Source organism: Candidatus Neptunochlamydia sp. REUL1 (assembly GCF_963457595.1).
GTDB lineage: Bacteria > Chlamydiota > Chlamydiia > Chlamydiales > Simkaniaceae > Neptunichlamydia.
In genome coordinates this window covers 606,266-622,184 of sequence record NZ_OY735137.1, presented here as the reverse complement: position 1 = coordinate 622,184, position 15,919 = coordinate 606,266, and the positions used below count along the sequence as shown (strand labels likewise).

General features: G+C 40.0%; 18 protein-coding genes and 1 pseudogene. 8 read left to right on the top strand and 11 right to left on the bottom strand.

Features of this window, described 5'->3' with window-relative positions:
• Nucleotides 1–30 precede the first annotated feature (30 nt).
• The 3 genes from R2I63_RS03575 to R2I63_RS03565 form a co-directional block, all read right to left on the bottom strand.
• Nucleotides 31–1,248 carry a hypothetical protein gene (locus R2I63_RS03575; RefSeq protein ID WP_316358962.1) on the bottom strand — a complete coding sequence of 406 codons (1,218 nt, stop codon included), beginning with the start codon at nucleotides 1,246–1,248 and terminating at the stop codon, nucleotides 31–33.
• A 142-nt stretch (nucleotides 1,249–1,390) separates the two neighbouring features.
• Entirely contained in the window at nucleotides 1,391–1,552 is a 162-nt protein-coding gene (locus R2I63_RS03570) for a hypothetical protein (protein WP_316358960.1), read from the bottom strand.
• Between the two features lies 1 nt (nucleotide 1,553).
• On the bottom strand, nucleotides 1,554–1,853 hold the full coding sequence (locus tag R2I63_RS03565; RefSeq protein WP_316358958.1) for a hypothetical protein: 300 nt from the start codon (nucleotides 1,851–1,853) through the stop codon (nucleotides 1,554–1,556).
• A gap of 422 nt (nucleotides 1,854–2,275) precedes the next feature.
• Between R2I63_RS03565 and R2I63_RS03560 the strand changes: the two genes are divergently transcribed.
• Nucleotides 2,276–2,584 (top strand): hypothetical protein, encoded by a 309-nt coding sequence (locus R2I63_RS03560; RefSeq protein WP_316358956.1) that lies wholly within the window; start codon nucleotides 2,276–2,278, stop codon nucleotides 2,582–2,584.
• On the opposite strand, the gene R2I63_RS10610 is transcribed toward R2I63_RS03560, so the two are convergent.
• Nucleotides 2,481–2,906: an IS3 family transposase gene (locus tag R2I63_RS10610; RefSeq protein ID WP_445083673.1), complete on the bottom strand. Its 426-nt coding sequence runs from the start codon at nucleotides 2,904–2,906 to the stop codon at nucleotides 2,481–2,483. The genes R2I63_RS03560 and R2I63_RS10610 overlap by 104 nt on opposite strands.
• 79 nt (nucleotides 2,907–2,985) lie before the next feature.
• Between R2I63_RS10610 and R2I63_RS03555 the strand changes: the two genes are divergently transcribed.
• The 6 genes from R2I63_RS03555 (at nucleotide 2,986) to R2I63_RS03530 (ending at nucleotide 9,649) form a co-directional block, all read left to right on the top strand.
• Nucleotides 2,986–6,426 carry a hypothetical protein gene (locus R2I63_RS03555; RefSeq protein WP_316358954.1) on the top strand — a complete coding sequence of 1,147 codons (3,441 nt, stop codon included), beginning with the start codon at nucleotides 2,986–2,988 and terminating at the stop codon, nucleotides 6,424–6,426.
• Nucleotides 6,426–7,454 carry a hypothetical protein gene (locus R2I63_RS03550; RefSeq protein WP_316358952.1) on the top strand — a complete coding sequence of 343 codons (1,029 nt, stop codon included), beginning with the start codon at nucleotides 6,426–6,428 and terminating at the stop codon, nucleotides 7,452–7,454. Before R2I63_RS03555 ends, R2I63_RS03550 begins: the two co-directional genes overlap by 1 nt.
• A 156-nt stretch (nucleotides 7,455–7,610) precedes the next feature.
• Nucleotides 7,611–8,804, top strand: coding sequence for an ISAs1 family transposase (locus R2I63_RS03545; RefSeq protein WP_316358951.1), 1,194 nt, complete (start codon nucleotides 7,611–7,613; stop codon nucleotides 8,802–8,804).
• A 46-nt stretch (nucleotides 8,805–8,850) separates the two neighbouring features.
• Nucleotides 8,851–9,042, top strand: coding sequence for a hypothetical protein (locus tag R2I63_RS03540; RefSeq protein WP_316358948.1), 192 nt, complete (start codon nucleotides 8,851–8,853; stop codon nucleotides 9,040–9,042).
• A gap of 168 nt (nucleotides 9,043–9,210) precedes the next feature.
• Complete coding sequence (locus R2I63_RS03535; RefSeq protein WP_316358945.1) at nucleotides 9,211–9,333, top strand: transposase; 123 nt, start codon at nucleotides 9,211–9,213, stop codon at nucleotides 9,331–9,333.
• 190 nt (nucleotides 9,334–9,523) lie between these two features.
• Nucleotides 9,524–9,649 (top strand): hypothetical protein, encoded by a 126-nt coding sequence (locus R2I63_RS03530; RefSeq protein WP_316358943.1) that lies wholly within the window; start codon nucleotides 9,524–9,526, stop codon nucleotides 9,647–9,649.
• Nucleotides 9,650–9,651: 2 nt separating this feature from the next.
• Here the strand turns inward: R2I63_RS03530 and R2I63_RS03525 are convergent, their stop codons facing one another.
• From R2I63_RS03525 to R2I63_RS03515, 4 genes are all read right to left on the bottom strand, one after another.
• Complete coding sequence (locus R2I63_RS03525; RefSeq protein WP_316358940.1) at nucleotides 9,652–9,834, bottom strand: hypothetical protein; 183 nt, start codon at nucleotides 9,832–9,834, stop codon at nucleotides 9,652–9,654.
• Nucleotides 9,835–10,057: 223 nt separating this feature from the next.
• Nucleotides 10,058–10,153, bottom strand: a complete 96-nt coding sequence (locus R2I63_RS10605; protein WP_445083672.1) for an IS3 family transposase — start codon at nucleotides 10,151–10,153, stop codon at nucleotides 10,058–10,060.
• A gap of 21 nt (nucleotides 10,154–10,174) precedes the next feature.
• Complete coding sequence (locus R2I63_RS03520) at nucleotides 10,175–10,645, bottom strand: IS630 family transposase (protein ID WP_316359728.1); 471 nt, start codon at nucleotides 10,643–10,645, stop codon at nucleotides 10,175–10,177.
• Nucleotides 10,632–11,000 (bottom strand): IS630 transposase-related protein, encoded by a 369-nt coding sequence (locus tag R2I63_RS03515; protein ID WP_316358912.1) that lies wholly within the window; start codon nucleotides 10,998–11,000, stop codon nucleotides 10,632–10,634. Before R2I63_RS03515 ends, R2I63_RS03520 begins: the two co-directional genes overlap by 14 nt.
• Nucleotides 11,001–11,021: 21 nt before the next feature.
• On the opposite strand from R2I63_RS03515, the pseudogene R2I63_RS03510 reads away from it, so the two are divergent.
• A pseudogene (locus R2I63_RS03510) lies at nucleotides 11,022–11,132 on the top strand (IS3 family transposase); the annotation flags it as partial.
• Nucleotides 11,133–11,366: 234 nt separating this feature from the next.
• Here R2I63_RS03510 and R2I63_RS03505 read toward each other — a convergent pair.
• The 3 genes from R2I63_RS03505 to R2I63_RS03495 are packed head-to-tail and all read right to left on the bottom strand — an operon-like array spanning nucleotide 11,367 to nucleotide 15,794.
• Nucleotides 11,367–12,416: a hypothetical protein gene (locus R2I63_RS03505; RefSeq protein WP_316358937.1), complete on the bottom strand. Its 1,050-nt coding sequence runs from the start codon at nucleotides 12,414–12,416 to the stop codon at nucleotides 11,367–11,369.
• Nucleotides 12,416–14,887: a hypothetical protein gene (locus R2I63_RS03500; RefSeq protein ID WP_316358934.1), complete on the bottom strand. Its 2,472-nt coding sequence runs from the start codon at nucleotides 14,885–14,887 to the stop codon at nucleotides 12,416–12,418. The genes R2I63_RS03505 and R2I63_RS03500 overlap by 1 nt, the downstream gene beginning before the upstream one ends.
• Nucleotides 14,888–14,924: 37 nt before the next feature.
• Nucleotides 14,925–15,794 carry a hypothetical protein gene (locus R2I63_RS03495; protein WP_316358931.1) on the bottom strand — a complete coding sequence of 290 codons (870 nt, stop codon included), beginning with the start codon at nucleotides 15,792–15,794 and terminating at the stop codon, nucleotides 14,925–14,927.
• Between the last annotated feature and the right edge of the window lie 125 nt (nucleotides 15,795–15,919).

Below are 15,919 nucleotides of genomic sequence, written 5' to 3'. Positions count from 1 at the left end.
TTTTATTCAATTTTATATATACAAATTATCTCACACGTACCTTTCTATGGTTAATCTGTCAGAATTTGTTATATCAACTTTATTAATTACATGGGAAATTGTTGATGGATAAATATGGCGAATGAAAAAAGTCGTTGGATTGGACAAGGCAAATCCATATTTTCCAGCGAGGTGTTTAAAATAATTATATTCTTTATTCGCTGGAAGTGGGTGACCTTCTTTAGGATATTGTCGATGATCTGCTGCTGCTGCCATTAAAACATCTAAAGGAGTCATTGTTCTCATTGATTTTCTCCACGCAGTTTTATTAATTCTAGCATTTAACGCACCTTCAACGACACACACAGGATTGTTGGAATCAAAACTAGAGCAATCAGCTATTTGATAGTGCTTTACTGAACCACAGGTTTTGAATAACAATAGATCTTCATCGATAACTTGATATGGCTCTTTCCCATAAGATAAGAATTTTGCATGAAATGCTAATGGTAAGCCTGTGGTTTGGGCATAGTAGAATAATGCCTTAAAAGACCAAAAGGCAGGAATGCAGGCAAGTTTGTTATGTACGATTTCGTAATCTGAAGATACCATTCTTTTAAGGTCATTGTCTCCTATTTTGGCTGCCACTTTTCTGACAAATTTTACTGAGTCTCTAGCAAGTTGCACCCTCAAATTATCTGTAAGTTTAGCAATGAAGGAGTAAGAAAGGTGGGGATACTTATTTCTTAATGCTTTCGCAGAATATTTCTCTTTTCTCAATAGTGCGGGCATAAATGCGTCATCTGGAACAGATGACTTGGCTTCACATAAAAGGAATGACCTTAAAATAAAAAGTTCATCAGAGGTTAGAGCAATATCAACTCCATGTTCTATAATAACATGAAGTAATGACACACCCTGTCTCATCAACACTTCTATAGAACGCTGACTAAGTATCTTTCTTACATGGACGATCAAATCTTGAATTTGATCAATAAGTTGATTGAGACGCGTGGATGTGATTGTCGATACTGCTAATGCTACTTTTATAGCTCTAATTTGACATGAATTTTCTCCAACTAAAGCATCGAATCTTTCAAGCTCATGGTTTTTTATATGAATAGCTACCTGCTTAACAATCGAAAGCAAAAAATCATACTCTATTAACCCCTTTTTTAAGTCCCTTTCTTTTCTTTTTTCAGGGTTATAATAAAGCACAGTCCATAGGCTGGAGTATTTGGTTGGCTGCTTGAGTGTAGCCTGTGTCATATTAAACTCATAATAAAGACTTCTAGTGACAAAGCTCTGGAGTGAGTTGGGAGATCTTCTTTAAAGAAGACTGAATTGTTGTTATCGCAAATATTGTTCTCCTTTTCTATAAGTTCTTTGATAGCAAGCTCCCTTTTTTGGTTTATTTGATCAAAATACTGACTGTTCTTTTTGCCTCTTCAAGAGAATCATATGGTTGATAGTACAAAACACATGTTACCACTCCCACTAAGACACCAATAATCCCGATAATCAGTCGACTCTTTTCTGTGTAAATTGCTTCGCCAAAAAGAATCTTGTTCATCTTATGAGCTAGTATAGAAACAAACAAAACCGTAGTCAATACCCTGATTACCAAAATCTTGAATACAGAAAAATTTTTGTAAACTCGTATTTCTCTTCTCTAAGTCTAGCCCTTCTAAAAGAGTAGCAACAACTTTTCGGTCCAAGAACCTAGAAATAACATAATCTTGCACAATAGAAAATATCGAAAAAGCTCCAAGCAAAATGGCAAGAGGCTTCACATAGTAGCCATCCATTCCTGAAATCAATTGTAAACTTACTAAAGCTATAACTTGCTTAAGCCCCGCTTTAAGATTACTCAACCTTTACTTCTTCGCCAATTTTTTATATTCTAAAACATGATTTTTATGAGAGTCAAAGTCCTTCAAAATCCACCCATTTAAAATTCTAATACAACCAGAGTCTAATCATCACTAAATCTCTAAAAAAGATCAAATTATTTTGATCCGCTCAGGCGCTCCCATAGCCTCCTTTATAGGAGATTTCGAGACTGCTTTACATGGTTTTACAGATAAATAGCTTCGTAAAAAGTGTGCGAAAAGGTAAACAAAGCCGAGTAGTGCTTCTGAAGGATTGGGCTAAAGCCTTCTACTTAATCCCTTGAGATATTGGTCGAGTAACGCAAGGGAACTTCCCCCTCACGTCCTCACAGATCCGTACGTGAACCTCTCGATTCATACGGCTCCTATAGCTAAAATATTTCGTTTTAGTTGTAATTTTTTGAATGACCTATTCGCTAGATTTTAGAAAAAAAGTTCTATCGATCCGAAGCAAAGAAAAATTAAGCTTTGCCCAAGTAGCAAGACGCTTTGGAGTAAGTGTAAATAGTGTGTTTCTCTGGTCTAAGAGGTTAAAGCCGAGGCGCACTAAAATCAGACCTGCAATAAAGATTGATAGAGAGTGGTCTTCCCCCAATTTTGTAAACACTTCTAACATAGACTATTTTCATGTTTTTTCTCAAATTCATTTGGGCTCAAATACTCCAATGTTGAATGTTTGCGTTTGTTGTTGTAATAGCATTCTATATAGTTAAACGTTTCTTTCTGAGCAACTTCTAGTGATTCATAAGCCTGATTGTGAACACACTCTCTTTTGTAAGAACTGAAAAAGCTTTCCATAGCCGCATTATCAAAGCAACTACCTTTCCCACTCATGCTTCCTACAAAACCTAGTTGCTTCATATATTTATTCAGCTCATTGGCTCCGTATTGCACCCCTTGGTCGCTATGAAAAATCACTTTCTTCTTTTGAGCTCCTCTTCTATTTACTGCTTGCTTAAGAGCTTTGATAACAAGTTCTTTCTTCATATGTCCTTCCACAGCATGCCCCACGATCTTTCTTGAAAAAAGGTCAATGTGGTTGTAAATCTTTGACTAGATAACCGCTATCGATTAAGCTCTTATGGCATCTTGATCAAACTAGTAGCATGAGCCGATGCAGAATTTAACACATCTTAGACCACCGCAGGACCTCCGGCCTCCATCAAGTCCATCAGCAAGCTCCATAAGCTCCATCTCTAGTGACAAGTCATGCGGTTATAGTTCTGGATCTAGCTCACCATCGACATCTCCGCTACCAAGAGATTTACCATTAAGGCTCCCAAAGGCTAAATACCAAGAGTTGTTTAGTTCTGTAGATCCCTGGTATCCGAGCCCTCAACAGAGGATATCTGCCAATACACGGAACATCCAACGCCTGCATAGAGAAGTCAATAGGAAGATTCAAGAAAGTTATTTCTTTGTTTTGGGAAAGCAGCAGGAAGATGAGCGCTTTCAAAAGGTTTTTGTTGATTTCTTCCGTGAGATACGTGGTGTTAACAACTTAGCTAAAGAAGCATCTATTTTGTTAGCTGATCATTTTCGAGGCTATGCAGACGTGAGTGAAAAAGTCGAATACACCATAGATGCTGGAGACTTTTCAGATATCCACTGTACTTATCATCAACCAACAGAAGAAGTGATTCTTGAGCTCAAGAAGATCCTTGAAGAAGAGTATGGCCTGAAGGGGCAGCTTATAAAATCTCTGAATAAAGCAGGACAAAAGATTGGAGATGTATTTCAACTAGATACTCACGATACCTGTTTGCGAGAGTTTCCCATATTTCCTAGATTATTTCCCAAATGCATGAAAGCACTGAAGGAGATATTCAGCAGCCTATTGGTATCAGAGTGGCTCAAGAAAGACATTGAAGAGGTTAAGATCTATCTCAAGCAATCCCCCTCTAAAGAAAGCATCGAAAGACCAAGACTCACAAAGGAAGATCTCACTCGAGCGATAGCACTCTGGACAGCAGCAAAGCACTACGCTGAGCAGCAAAAGATACGAGATCATCAGCTCTCAAATAAACATAGAAACGAGCTAAAAGATGATCTATGTAGTGCCTTGATCTCTGGAGGGTTATCCTTTATAACGGGAGATCCAAGCTTAGTAATTGGACAAGCAGCAAAAACGGCAATGAACTCTTTTGGCAATACAATCGACCCTGAAGGAAAAGATCAGGCAGTGCAAGTCTTAAAGCTATTTGGAGGCTTTGGTCTTGGTAGCGCAATGGGAAGAAATTCCTGGGATCTAGGAACGGCTCTTGGTGTTGATCTTCTTGACCTAGCAACTCGAGCAGAAAAGACAGGAAAAGGAGAGTCTGCCTTAAGAAACCTTGGTGGATCTGTACTCAAAGGCGCATTAACGCAAGATAAGAAAAAGCTAGTCTGCCAAGCACTAGGTTGTAGCGTAGCTGAGGCTGTTAATCAGCTTCCTGAGACAGATGAGACAACGCCGCTTGACATACGCATCGCAAGAGCATTGATATCCAATGGAGATGTTCAAAGTCACTACATTAAGCAGTACGTTGACCAAAAGTTCAAGGAAGCTCCTAAACCAAAAGTTGACGGAGAACTTACTCCAGAAGAACAAGAAAAATACCCCAAGCAAGAACCAACTCTGGCAGACTTACAGCAGCAAGAAGACAGCAAGCAACATGCTCTAAAGATCCAAGCAGCACAAAATGAGCTCATACAAAAAGAAGCTGGTGTTGCAGAAGCAAATAAATACCTCAATGAGAAATTTGCAAAGTATCAAAAAGCCTGTGGTGCATTCAACTCTGCAACTAAGGAATTGAGCAAAGTCATCAAGGGAAACGAGAATCTATCAAAGGCGATAGAAGAAAGAGATGACGCCCAAAAGACACTAGATAGTCTACAAGGGATAGAGAGAATTCCAGTTCCAGAATCTAAACCTGAAAAGCCCAAGAAACCCAAAACAGTAGTAGGGAAAGCATGGAATTGGATAAAAGAAAACGTTGCAGTAAGCGGTGAAATATCTGCAACTAAGATGCCGCTGTATACCACGAATCCATCTACCTCTTCAGATAGATATGTGCCAAGAGAATTGTCTCAAGCCCCTCCACCTCCGAATAGACCACAGATAAGGGAGCCTAATGCAGGACAGTGGGAAAATGTTCAGGCGATGCAACAAGGCCAACTCTTCAACAAAAACATGCAATACCAAACGCCTGTTGTAGATAATAGCCCTAAAGCCCCCTTGAATTATCAAGCTTACTGGGGGCAAGGTCTGGCAAACAATGTGCAAGTGCCACCAATGGAGCTTAGAATGCTAGAGAGAACTGCAGATCTTCCTCGAGGAGATTCTCCTCAAAGACAGATTCAAATGGCTGGTTTTTCTGGATCTATGGAGTTTGCATTAATGGATGTAACTCTCCAGTCAAGGTCTGCTATGGATACTTTAAAGACGGTGAAAAGCGCTGCTGTTAACGACTTCACAAAAAGCATTCCAAAGGGTGGTGCTAAAATTCTCCGAGGCATCTGCAGCTTAATGCTTCCTGATATGTCTGACGTGTCCGGAGCTGAATGTCCAAAAGAACACTTTAAAAGATTCTCGGCTAGCGCGCTATTGAAGTATGACAAGCTTGTACATATCAAGGACCCTCATTCTTTCGGAGCAAGAGCTGGGGAGTTCGTTGGTGAGATGATTTCTTTTGGAGGTGTTGGAAAGGTCATAAGAGTCGCAGAAGGCATTAGCGTACTGGGCATGGCTTGTGAAGGCGGCGTAGTAGGCCTCGTTATGGCAGAAGCTCATGACACCAATAAAGCAGCTGGGGTGGCCTTTGGTTTTGGTTTTGGTGGTGCAGCAGGTTCGATACCGAAAGCATTCAGGTCGTTGAGGACTATGAAATCTGCTAGTCCACTGCAAGATAGAGCATTGAGCTTATCCATATCTAGGCATGAAGCAGGCATGCAGTTACTAGAAAATCATGCGCTAAGATCTGGTTTCACTGTTGATAAGACTGCGTTAAATCTTGCTAAAAGAAAACTCACATATATAAAACCCTTCGATATACCATACGTAAACAAGGGCCCAGAGCTTGAGTGGTGGAAAGTTGCAAGCCCTAAAATAGATGCTCTTAAGCGAGTAGTTTCCGATAAGAAAGAACTATACAAAGTTGTTAGAAAAGAGTTTGCAAGTGACAGTCTATCAGAGATGAAGATACGCAGAGTGCTTGATTATTCTGGGTTCAAGACTTTTGAGAATCCAAAGCTCTTTCCCACTGAATATGTAGCGGAATTTGCAAAGAAGAATGCAGGTATTGTTTTTAGAAAGCCTGGGACTGTATACGAAGAAAACATTTTAATCAGGATATGCCCAGGTCTTCGCAAAGAGAATCCAGTGACTGCAATTATTGAGGGTAAGGTCGTAAAGGGCAACTGGAGGCAGGAAACGCCTTATGTGGTTCAGACAAAAGGAAAGTTTAAGCTTACGACTGAAGGTGAATGGATTGATCCAAAAGCTGTTCAAAATAAATCTAAAGAGGGATTAACTCATATCCCATTATCTGAATATAAATTTGTGGGGTGGGAATAATGATACCTAAGCCTAAAAAAATGACAGAGAGTCAAAAACGAGATACAATAGAATTCTATCCGCACTTCATATCTGAAAAAATCATAGAATTAAATACATACCCTGAAATCAATGACCAACCAAACACAAAAATTACCGATTTCTATCCTTTGTGTACAGAGATCTGGAAAATCTCAAACGCAGAATACCAAGAACGATTCTGGGTAAGGCAAGAGCCTCCTATGATGGGAGATAACTATATGGAAACCCTAGAGACTTTTCTGTCTGATGGAGAAGCTGTTCTTCTGGCGAATGATGCTGGAAGAGTTTCTATGACTGCTAAGCAACGCGAAATGCTACAGAGACTATACACGATGGTAGATGATTTTGATGGAGATCCGACTGTACCAGACGACCCAGGATACGGTCTAAATGACTCTGCAATTATTGCTGATCCAAAATGGCATAAGATACAAGCATACGCCAAGCTTGTATATGAGGAGATCACAGGAGACGACCTCGATGAATGGGAAAAGTCTCGCCCCCCAAGAGCTAAACGCCCAGAGATAAAGAAAAGAGACGCCACAGATGAAGAAATTCATGCAGAAGAAAAAAAGATCTATCCAGCATTCCTAATCGAACAATTCAAAAGCCGTCAGGATATTCCAGAAACGAGTCTTGAGCATTTCTTGATCAACGTGTACTTAGAGGTATGGACGATATCCAAACAAGAGTATCAAGAGCGCTTTTGGGTCAGAAAAGAATTCCCCCTATACGATGAAGAAAACTGCATGAAAACGTGCTCTAGGTATCTGTGTGATGTAATAACAGTCATACATGGTGCTGAAGATAACAAGCTTGAAGTGACAAATAAGCAATGCAAGGTGCTCAAGAAGCTCTCTGAAATGATCGAAGACTTCAAAAAGGACCCTAATAGACCCAATGACCCAGGATATGGAATCAACGATGGTGAGCTTATCGAATGTAAGCAGTGGCAAGAGATTCGAGACTATGCTAAGCTCGTATATGAAGTAATTACAAAACCCTAAAAATCGACCTCCATATTTGCGTTCTAGATAGTGTCGTCAAGAAATTTTGAATTTGATATACTTTGCTGTCTTATACCAGGGACTTTTCATAAAAAAGTTTTGACATCGACTAAGATTTAACAGAAGATAACACTTCTGATTAACTTAGAGGTGTTTATGTCAAAGAAACAAGTGGCCAAGTTCTATTCTGAAGTAGATCAACCCCTAGATCAGCAAGCCTTCATTGAGTCCATAGAAATAGAATTCAAAGATATCCAAGATCCACGTGCTAAAGATAACTTGTCGTATCCGTTGGTTGCCCTACTAGTCATTATCTTAGCAGCGGTCATAGCTGGGGCTAATGCTATCATCCATATTCATGAGTATGCATGTACAAAAATCAGCTTATTCCAACGGCTTCTTGGAATCAAAAAACCTCCCAGCTATACAGTGTTTTGGTGGCTTCTCGTTATGCTAAACCCCCAAAAATTACAAGAGACTTTCATTCGATGGATGAAAGCTCTTCCTGTTGAAGTGAAAAAGCAAATTATCGCAATCGATGGTAAAAGGCTCAATGGGGCATCCAAGCAAACAGTTCATCTTGTCTCGGCTTGGGAAACAGGTCGAAGTTTGTTGCTAGGCCAAGTCAAAACAGAGGAAAAATCAAATGAAATTACTGCCATTCCAGAATTGATAAAAGCCATAGATATCAAAGGATCAATTATCACTATTGACGCTGCAGGCTGTCAGAAAAAAATTGTGGAAGACATTCGCAGGGCAGGAGGCGATTACGTGATAGCTCTAAAAGGCAACCAAGGAACTTTACATGATGAAGCCCAAAACTTCTTCGATCAGGCAAGGGAGGTTGAATATGAAGGGGCAGAGTGTGCTAGGGCCAAGAAAATTGAAAAAGCTCATGGAAGAATCGAGGAGCGAGAAGTTGCTGTAGCCAGTAACCTAGAATGGTTAGACTGTCGAGAAGAGTGGCAAGACTTAAAGACTCTTATCGAAGTAACTTCAAGACGAGAAGTTAGGGGGAAAGTTAGCGTAGAAAAACGTCACTACATCTCAAGCCTTTCTTTAATTCCTCAGGAGGCGATAAAGCTAGTGCGAGGGCACTGGGGAATAGAGAACCATCTTCATTGGATGATGGACGTAGTTTTCAAAGAAGATGCCTGTTGTATAAGCACGGGTAATGCCCCTGAGAATTTTGCGGTTTTTCGGCGAATGGCGCAGTCGATACTTCAGGTAGATGCAAAGGGAACAAAAGGGATAGCAAAGAGACGGCGCCTAGCTGGGTGGAACGATAGCTATCTTATTAAACTACTTGGAATATTAATCAACGACACCTCTGTAAAGTCTTTTTTATGAAAAGTCCCTGGTCTTATACCAATGCAACAAAGGATGTAAAACCAGAATGAAAAATCCAAAGCAATCAGAATCCTTTAATAGGTTAGAAGAGAGCACAAATTCTTATGAAACAAAAAATATTGACCCTAACACATTCGAAATCAAAATAGCTGTTCCGATGAAGTTTAAAAATGTCTGGTTGGTAAAGCTGGATGAATTAAAAACCTCTCTAAAAGAAGTCGATTATTGGAACACATAAAACTAAAAACAGCTGGAAGAATAAATCATAAGGACTCACAAGCCATAGATTCCAATCACGGTATCACTAATCGTTTGACATTCCTTGAGGAAGACGTCCGTAAAATGAAGAAACATTCGAGACGAAAAGTCTCCTAGAAAATCACAAAAAAACTGTCTTGACAATGGGGTGTACCTTACTCCCTATTCTCCTGATCTAAACCCTATTGAACACAAGTGGGCACAGGCAAAGTCTAAGCGAAGAAAATATCAATGTGGAATAGACGAACTTTTCAAGGAGCACTGCCTATAACTAATTTAAGTCACTTTAGCTATAAGGAAGAAATTAGGTTGTTTTCAAATTTTTTATTCGTGCGCAGATTCGGAACATTAAAAATTTAAGAATCTTGGCGTTAAGTCGTTCAAAATCAAAAATATTTTAGACCCGTCGTGCATAAAAAGCTACATGTTGAAAAATAGCGTTCTTTGCTATGTTATAAGACATGTTAACAGATGATGAGATGCTGCAGAAACTTCAGGAGTCTTTGGAGTTAAACTTCGATGATCAGCAGGATTTGTTCTTAATAGAAGACGAGAGCGGAAATGGGCAACTGCTCATGGTGTTTTAGCCCTATTCATCCTTTTCCATCTCTTTAATTTCTTCCATTGTTGTTCTTAAATCAGATAACTTACATATCCATAAATTTTCAAATCTCTTGGGGATTTTCATATGTATCTCAATTCCCTTGTTACCTTTTTCTTCTACGCGGTAGCTGTCTGTACACTCTTGAACCATGCTATATTGTTCTTCCATAATTACCTCTGTTTAACGTCTTTTGGAAAAACTCTTTCATTGATAATTTCTTTCTTTTGACCCTTTTTGACTTTATATTTTATCAGATGAGAATGAGGATTGTCATGGGGATGGGTTCGCAGCAAATCAATCCTAAACTGTCTCAAACCATCCTTCGACTCTATAATTATATCTCCAGCCTTATTATAGAAAAGCTGACCTTGCCCCGATTTTGTGGACGGTTTTAATATAGGCTTTTTTGGTACTTTTCTTCAAATTTTGTTGGGCTTAGGTATCCCAATGTTGAGTGTCTTCTTTTAGTATTGTAATAACACTCTATAGATAAAGTGACTTAAATTAGTTATAGGCAGTGCTCCTTGAAAAGTTCGTCTATTCCACATTGATATTTTCTTCGCTTAGACTTTGCCTGTGCCCACTTGTGTTCAATAGGGTTTAGATCAGGGGAATAGGGAGGAAGATATTCCAAGGTATGGCCTGCAGCCTGGATCTTCTCTTGCATAGATTTGCTTTTATGGAATGAAGCATTATCCATAACCAGAATACTTTCAGAGGGAAGTTTCGGTAGCAAGTCCTCCTCTGCCCAAATGGAAAAGGCGTCTGTATTAATATTGCACTCGAATAACGCAAGTGTAAGGAGGCTTGTTCCAAGTAATGCCCCTATTGCATTTGTTCTCCCTTTTGCTCCCCAATCATGAGTGCCAAAACATCGCTGTCCTATTTTGGAGTAACCGTGGGTGCGGGGCATATCATGGGCAAACCCGCTTTCATCAATATATACAATTGGCTTTCCCAAACGTTTATATTCTGCGATTTTTCCTTGAAAGATTTGTCTTTTTGTTTCGCAGGCCTTGGGATGGTTGAGAGTTTTTTTTATAGCTAATTCTTAACCTCTTCATGGCACACCGAATGCCTGAAGTGCTTACTTTGAGACGATGTGCTCGTTCATAGTTGAAGGCATCAGGGTATTTCTTGATATCCTCCATCAAGATCTCTCTATCAATCTTTATTGCAGGTCTGATTTTAGTGCGCCTCGGCTCTAACCTCTTAGACCAGAGAAACACACTATTTACACTTACTCCAAAGCGTCTTGCTACTTGGGCAAAGCTTAATTTTTCTTTGCTTCGGATCGATAGAACTTTTTTTCTAAAATCTAGCGAATATGTCATTCAAAAAATTATAACTAAAATGAAATATTTAACTACATAGAGTGTTATTACAATACTAAAAGAAGACACTCAACATTGGGATACCTAAGCCCAACAAAATTTGAAGAAAAGTACCAAAAAAGCCTATATTAAAACCGTCCACAAAATCGGGGCAAGGTCACTATTTTGATTTCGAATGTGTTAGGGTCAATATTTTTTGTTTCATAAGAATTTGTGCTTTCTTCTAACCTATTAAAGGATTCTGATTGCTTTGGATTTTTCATTCTGGTTTTACATCCTTTGTTGCATTGGTATAAGACAGCAAAGTATATCAAATTCAAAATTTCTTGACGACACTATCTAGAACGCAAATATGGACGTCGATTTTTAGGGTTTTGTAATTACTTCATATACGAGCTTAGCATAGTCTCGAATCTCTTGCCACTGCTTACATTCGATAAGCTCACCATCGTTGATTCCATATCCTGGGTCATTGGGTCTATTAGGGTCCTTTTTGAAGTCTTCGATCATTTCAGAGAGCTTCTTGAGCACCTTGCATTGCTTATTTGTCACATCAAGCTTGTTATCTTCAGCACCATGTATGACTGTTATTACATCACATAGATACCTAGAGCACGTTTTCATGCAGTTTTCCTCGTCGTATAGGGGAAACTCTTTCCTCACCCAAAAGCGCTCTTGATACTCTTGTTTGGATATCGTCCAGATTTCTAAATACACGTTGATCAGGCAGTGCTCAAGACTCGTCTCAGGGATATGCTGGCGTCTTTTGAATTGCTCAATAAGAAAACTTGGGTAAATCTTTTTTTCTTCTTCATGAACTTCTTCAGTTGTTGCGTCTCTTTGCTTTATCTCTGGACGTTTTTCTCTTGGGGGGCGAGACTTTTCCCATGCATCGAGGTCGTCTCCTGTGATCTCCTCATATACGAGCTTGGCGTATGCTTGTATCTTATGCCATTTTGGATCAGCAATAATTGCAGAGTCGTTAAGGCCGTATCCTGGGTCGTCTGGAACTTCGTCATCTGCTTCAAAGTCTTTTATCATATCGTATAGCTTCTGTAGCACTTCTCGTTGCTTAGCAGTCATAGAAACTCTTCCAGCATCATTCGCCAGAAGAACAGCTTCTCCATTGGACAGAAAAGTCTCTAGGGTTTCCATATAGTTATCTCCCATCATAGGAGGCTCTTGCCTTACCCAGAAGCGCTCTTGGTATTCTGCATTGGAGATGACCCATGTAGTGCGAATGAGCTGTAAAAAATCGGTGATTTTAGTTGGGTTGTAAGGAATGCTTTTTCCTGTTTCTTTTTCTGTGCGTGTTTCTTCTCTCGCCTTTCTAAACTCGTCTACAAGAAATAGAGGATATATGCTTTTATCTTCCCTAAGATCTCTTGCTTCATTTTCTATCTCTTCAGGTATCATTATTCCCATCCCTTAAATTGATACTCAGTTAATTGAATATGGGTTGTTTCATCTGGTTTTGTTATCCATTTACCATCTGTGGTTAAGAATTTATTATTCTTACACTGAACCACATAATGGGTCTGCTGTCTCATAGTACCATTCATCTGTTTACCCTCAATAATCGCAGTCACTGGATTCTCTTTGCGAAGACCTGGGCATATCCTGATTAAAATGTTTTCTTCGTATACAGTCCCAGGCTTTCTAAAAACAATACCTGCATTCTTCTTTGCAAATTCCGCTACATATTCAGTGGGAAAGAGCTTTGGATTCTCAAAAGACTTAAATCCAGAATAATCTAAAACCCTACGTATTTGTAACTCTGAGAGGTTATCACCTGAAAACTCTCTTGTTAGTGACTCATAGAATTTTTTTGGTGTTTTAGCTACTCTCTTAAGACGATCAATTTTTGGAGAAGCAACTTTCCACCACTCAAGCTCTGGGCCCTTGTTTACGTATGGTATATCGAAGGGTTTTATATATGTGAGTTTTCTTTTAGCAAGATTTAACGCAGTCTTATCACTAACAAAACTACATCGTAGTATGCGGTTCTCTATCAACTGCCTACCCACTTCATGCCTAAAGGCTACCGTGGACAGTGCCCTGTCCTGTAGTGGACTAACAGTGCTCATAGATTTTAAAGCTCTAAATGCTTTCGGTATCGAACCTGCTGCACCACCAAAACCAAAACCAAAGGCCACCCCAGCTGCTTTATTGGTGTCATGAGCTTCTGCCATAACGAGGCCTACTACGCCGCCTTCACAAGCCATGCCCAGTACGCTAATGCCTTCTGCGACTCTTATGACCTTTCCAACACCTCCAAAAGAAATCATCTCACCAACGAACTCCCCAGCTCTTGCTCCGAAAGAATGAGGGTCCTTGATATGTACAAGCTTGTCATACTTCAATAGCGCGCTAGCCGAGAATCTTTTAAAGTGTTCTTTTGGACATTCAGCTCCGGACACGTCAGACATATCAGGAAGCATTAAGCTGCAGATGCCTCGGAGAATTTTAGCACCACCCTTTGGAATGCTTTTTGTGAAGTCGTTAACAGCAGCGCTTTTCACCGTCTTTAAAGCATCTATAGCAGACCTTGACTGGAGAGTTACATCCATTAATGCAAACTCCATAGATCCAGAAAAACCAGCCATTTGAAGTGGTCTATTATGCGCTGGTCTTATATCTACAGGATTACTCCTCCCAAGACTTCTAAGCTCCATTGGTGGCACTTGCACATTGTTTGCCAGACCTTGCCCCCAGTAAGCTTGATAATTCAAGGGGGCTTTAGGGCTATTATCTACAACAGGCGTTTGGTATTGCATGTTTTTGTTGAAGAGTTGGCCTTGTTGCATCGCCTGAACATTTTCCCACTGTCCTGCATTAGGCTCCCTTATCTGTGGTCTATTCGGAGATGGAGGGGCTTGAGACAATTCTCTTGGCACATATCTATCTGAAGAGGTAGATGGATTCGTGGTATACAGCGGCATCTTAGTTGCAGATATTTCACCGCTTACTGCAACGTTTTCTTTTATCCAATTCCATGCTTTTCCTACTACTGTTTTGGGTTTCTTGGGCTTTTCAGGTTTAGATTCTGGAACTGGAATTCTCTCTATCCCTTGTAGACTATCTAGTGTCTTTTGGGCGTCATCTCTTTCTTCTATCGCCTTTGATAGATTCTCGTTTCCCTTGATGACTTTGCTCAATTCCTTAGTTGCAGAGTTGAATGCACCACAGGCTTTTTGATACTTTGCAAATTTCTCATTGAGGTATTTATTTGCTTCTGCAACACCAGCTTCTTTTTGTATGAGCTCATTTTGTGCTGCTTGGATCTTTAGAGCATGTTGCTTGCTGTCTTCTTGCTGCTGTAAGTCTGCCAGAGTTGGTTCTTGCTTGGGGTATTTTTCTTGTTCTTCTGGAGTAAGTTCTCCGCCAACTTTTGGTTTAGGAGCTTCCTTGAACTTTTGGTCAACGTACTGCTTAATGTAGTGACTTTGAACATCTCCATTGGATATCAATGCTCTTGCGATGCGTATGTCAAGCGGCGTTGTCTCATCTGTCTCAGGAAGCTGATTAACAGCCTCAGCTACGCTACAACCTAGTGCTTGGCAGACTAGCTTTTTCTTATCTTGCGTTAATGCGCCTTTGAGTACAGATCCACCAAGGTTTCTTAAGGCAGACTCTCCTTTTCCTGTCTTTTCTGCTCGAGTTGCTAGGTCAAGAAGATCAACACCAAGAGCCGTTCCTAGATCCCAGGAATTTCTTCCCATTGCGCTACCAAGACCAAAGCCTCCAAATAGCTTTAAGACTTGCACTGCCTGATCTTTTCCTTCAGGGTCGATTGTATTGCCAAAAGAGTTCATTGCCGTTTTTGCTGCTTGTCCAATTACTAAGCTTGGATCTCCCGTTATAAAGGATAATCCTCCAGAGATCAAGGCACTACATAGATCATCTTTTAGCTCGTTTCTATGTTTATTTGAGAGCTGATGATCTCGTATCTTTTGCTGCTGTCCAGAGTGCTATCGCTCGAGTGAGATCTTCCTTTGTGAGTCTTGGTCTTTCGATGCTTTCTTTAGAGGGGGATTGCTTGAGATAGATCTTAACCTCTTCAATGTCTTTCTTGAGCCACTCTGATACCAATAGGCTGCTGAATATCTCCTTCAGTGCTTTCATGCATTTGGGAAATAATCTAGGAAATATGGAAAACTCTCGCAAACAGGTATCGTGAGTATCTAGTTGAAATACATCTCCAATCTTTTGTCCTGCTTTATTCAGAGATTTTATAAGCTGCCCCTTCAGGCCATACTCTTCTTCAAGGATCTTCTTGAGCTCAAGAATCACTTCTTCTGTTGGTTGATGATAAGTACAGTGGATATCTGAAAAGTCTCCAGCATCTATGGTGTATTCGACTTTTTCACTCACGTCTGCATAGCCTCGAAAATGATCAGCTAACAGAATAGATGCTTCTTTAGCTAAGTTGTTAACACCACGTATCTCACGGAAGAAATCAACAAAAACCTTTTGAAAGCGCTCATCTTCCTGCTGCTTTCCCAAAACAAAGAAATAACTTTCTTGAATCTTCCTATTGATTGTTGTCTGCAGGGTTTTCATGTGCTGTGTATTGGCAGATAGTCTTTGCTCGGGATTTGGGTGCCAGGGATCTATAGAGTCAAATAGCTCTTGATACTTTGCTTCTGGAAGTCTTAGTGGTAAATGTCTTGCCGGAGGAGAGTTTTCTGGAGAACTAGATGCAGAACTATAACCGCATGACTTGTCACTAGAGATGGAGCTTGCTGAGGAGCTGGAGGGAGGAGGGACTCTAAGATGTGTTAAATTCTGCATCGGCTCATGCTACTAGTTTGATCAAGATGCCATAAGAGCTTAATCGATAGCGGTTATCTAGTCAAAGATTTACAACCACATATCAAAGAATTCCCATATTGGGACTGTTGAGAACTGGCATAATT

Coding starts and splice junctions, on each gene's coding strand:
- R2I63_RS03575 (WP_316358962.1), bottom strand. CDS start 1,248: ATGACACAGGCTACACTCAAGCAGCCAACCAAATACTCCAGCCTATGG.
- R2I63_RS03570 (WP_316358960.1), bottom strand. CDS start 1,552: ATGAACAAGATTCTTTTTGGCGAAGCAATTTACACAGAAAAGAGTCGA.
- R2I63_RS03560 (WP_316358956.1), top strand. CDS start 2,276: ATGACCTATTCGCTAGATTTTAGAAAAAAAGTTCTATCGATCCGAAGC.
- R2I63_RS03555 (WP_316358954.1), top strand. CDS start 2,986: ATGCAGAATTTAACACATCTTAGACCACCGCAGGACCTCCGGCCTCCA.
- R2I63_RS03550 (WP_316358952.1), top strand. CDS start 6,426: ATGATACCTAAGCCTAAAAAAATGACAGAGAGTCAAAAACGAGATACA.
- R2I63_RS03545 (WP_316358951.1), top strand. CDS start 7,611: ATGTCAAAGAAACAAGTGGCCAAGTTCTATTCTGAAGTAGATCAACCC.
- R2I63_RS03540 (WP_316358948.1), top strand. CDS start 8,851: ATGAAAAATCCAAAGCAATCAGAATCCTTTAATAGGTTAGAAGAGAGC.
- R2I63_RS03530 (WP_316358943.1), top strand. CDS start 9,524: ATGTTAACAGATGATGAGATGCTGCAGAAACTTCAGGAGTCTTTGGAG.
- R2I63_RS03525 (WP_316358940.1), bottom strand. CDS start 9,834: ATGGAAGAACAATATAGCATGGTTCAAGAGTGTACAGACAGCTACCGC.
- R2I63_RS03515 (WP_316358912.1), bottom strand. CDS start 11,000: ATGACATATTCGCTAGATTTTAGAAAAAAAGTTCTATCGATCCGAAGC.
- R2I63_RS03505 (WP_316358937.1), bottom strand. CDS start 12,416: ATGATACCTGAAGAGATAGAAAATGAAGCAAGAGATCTTAGGGAAGAT.
- R2I63_RS03495 (WP_316358931.1), bottom strand. CDS start 15,794: ATGCAGAATTTAACACATCTTAGAGTCCCTCCTCCCTCCAGCTCCTCA.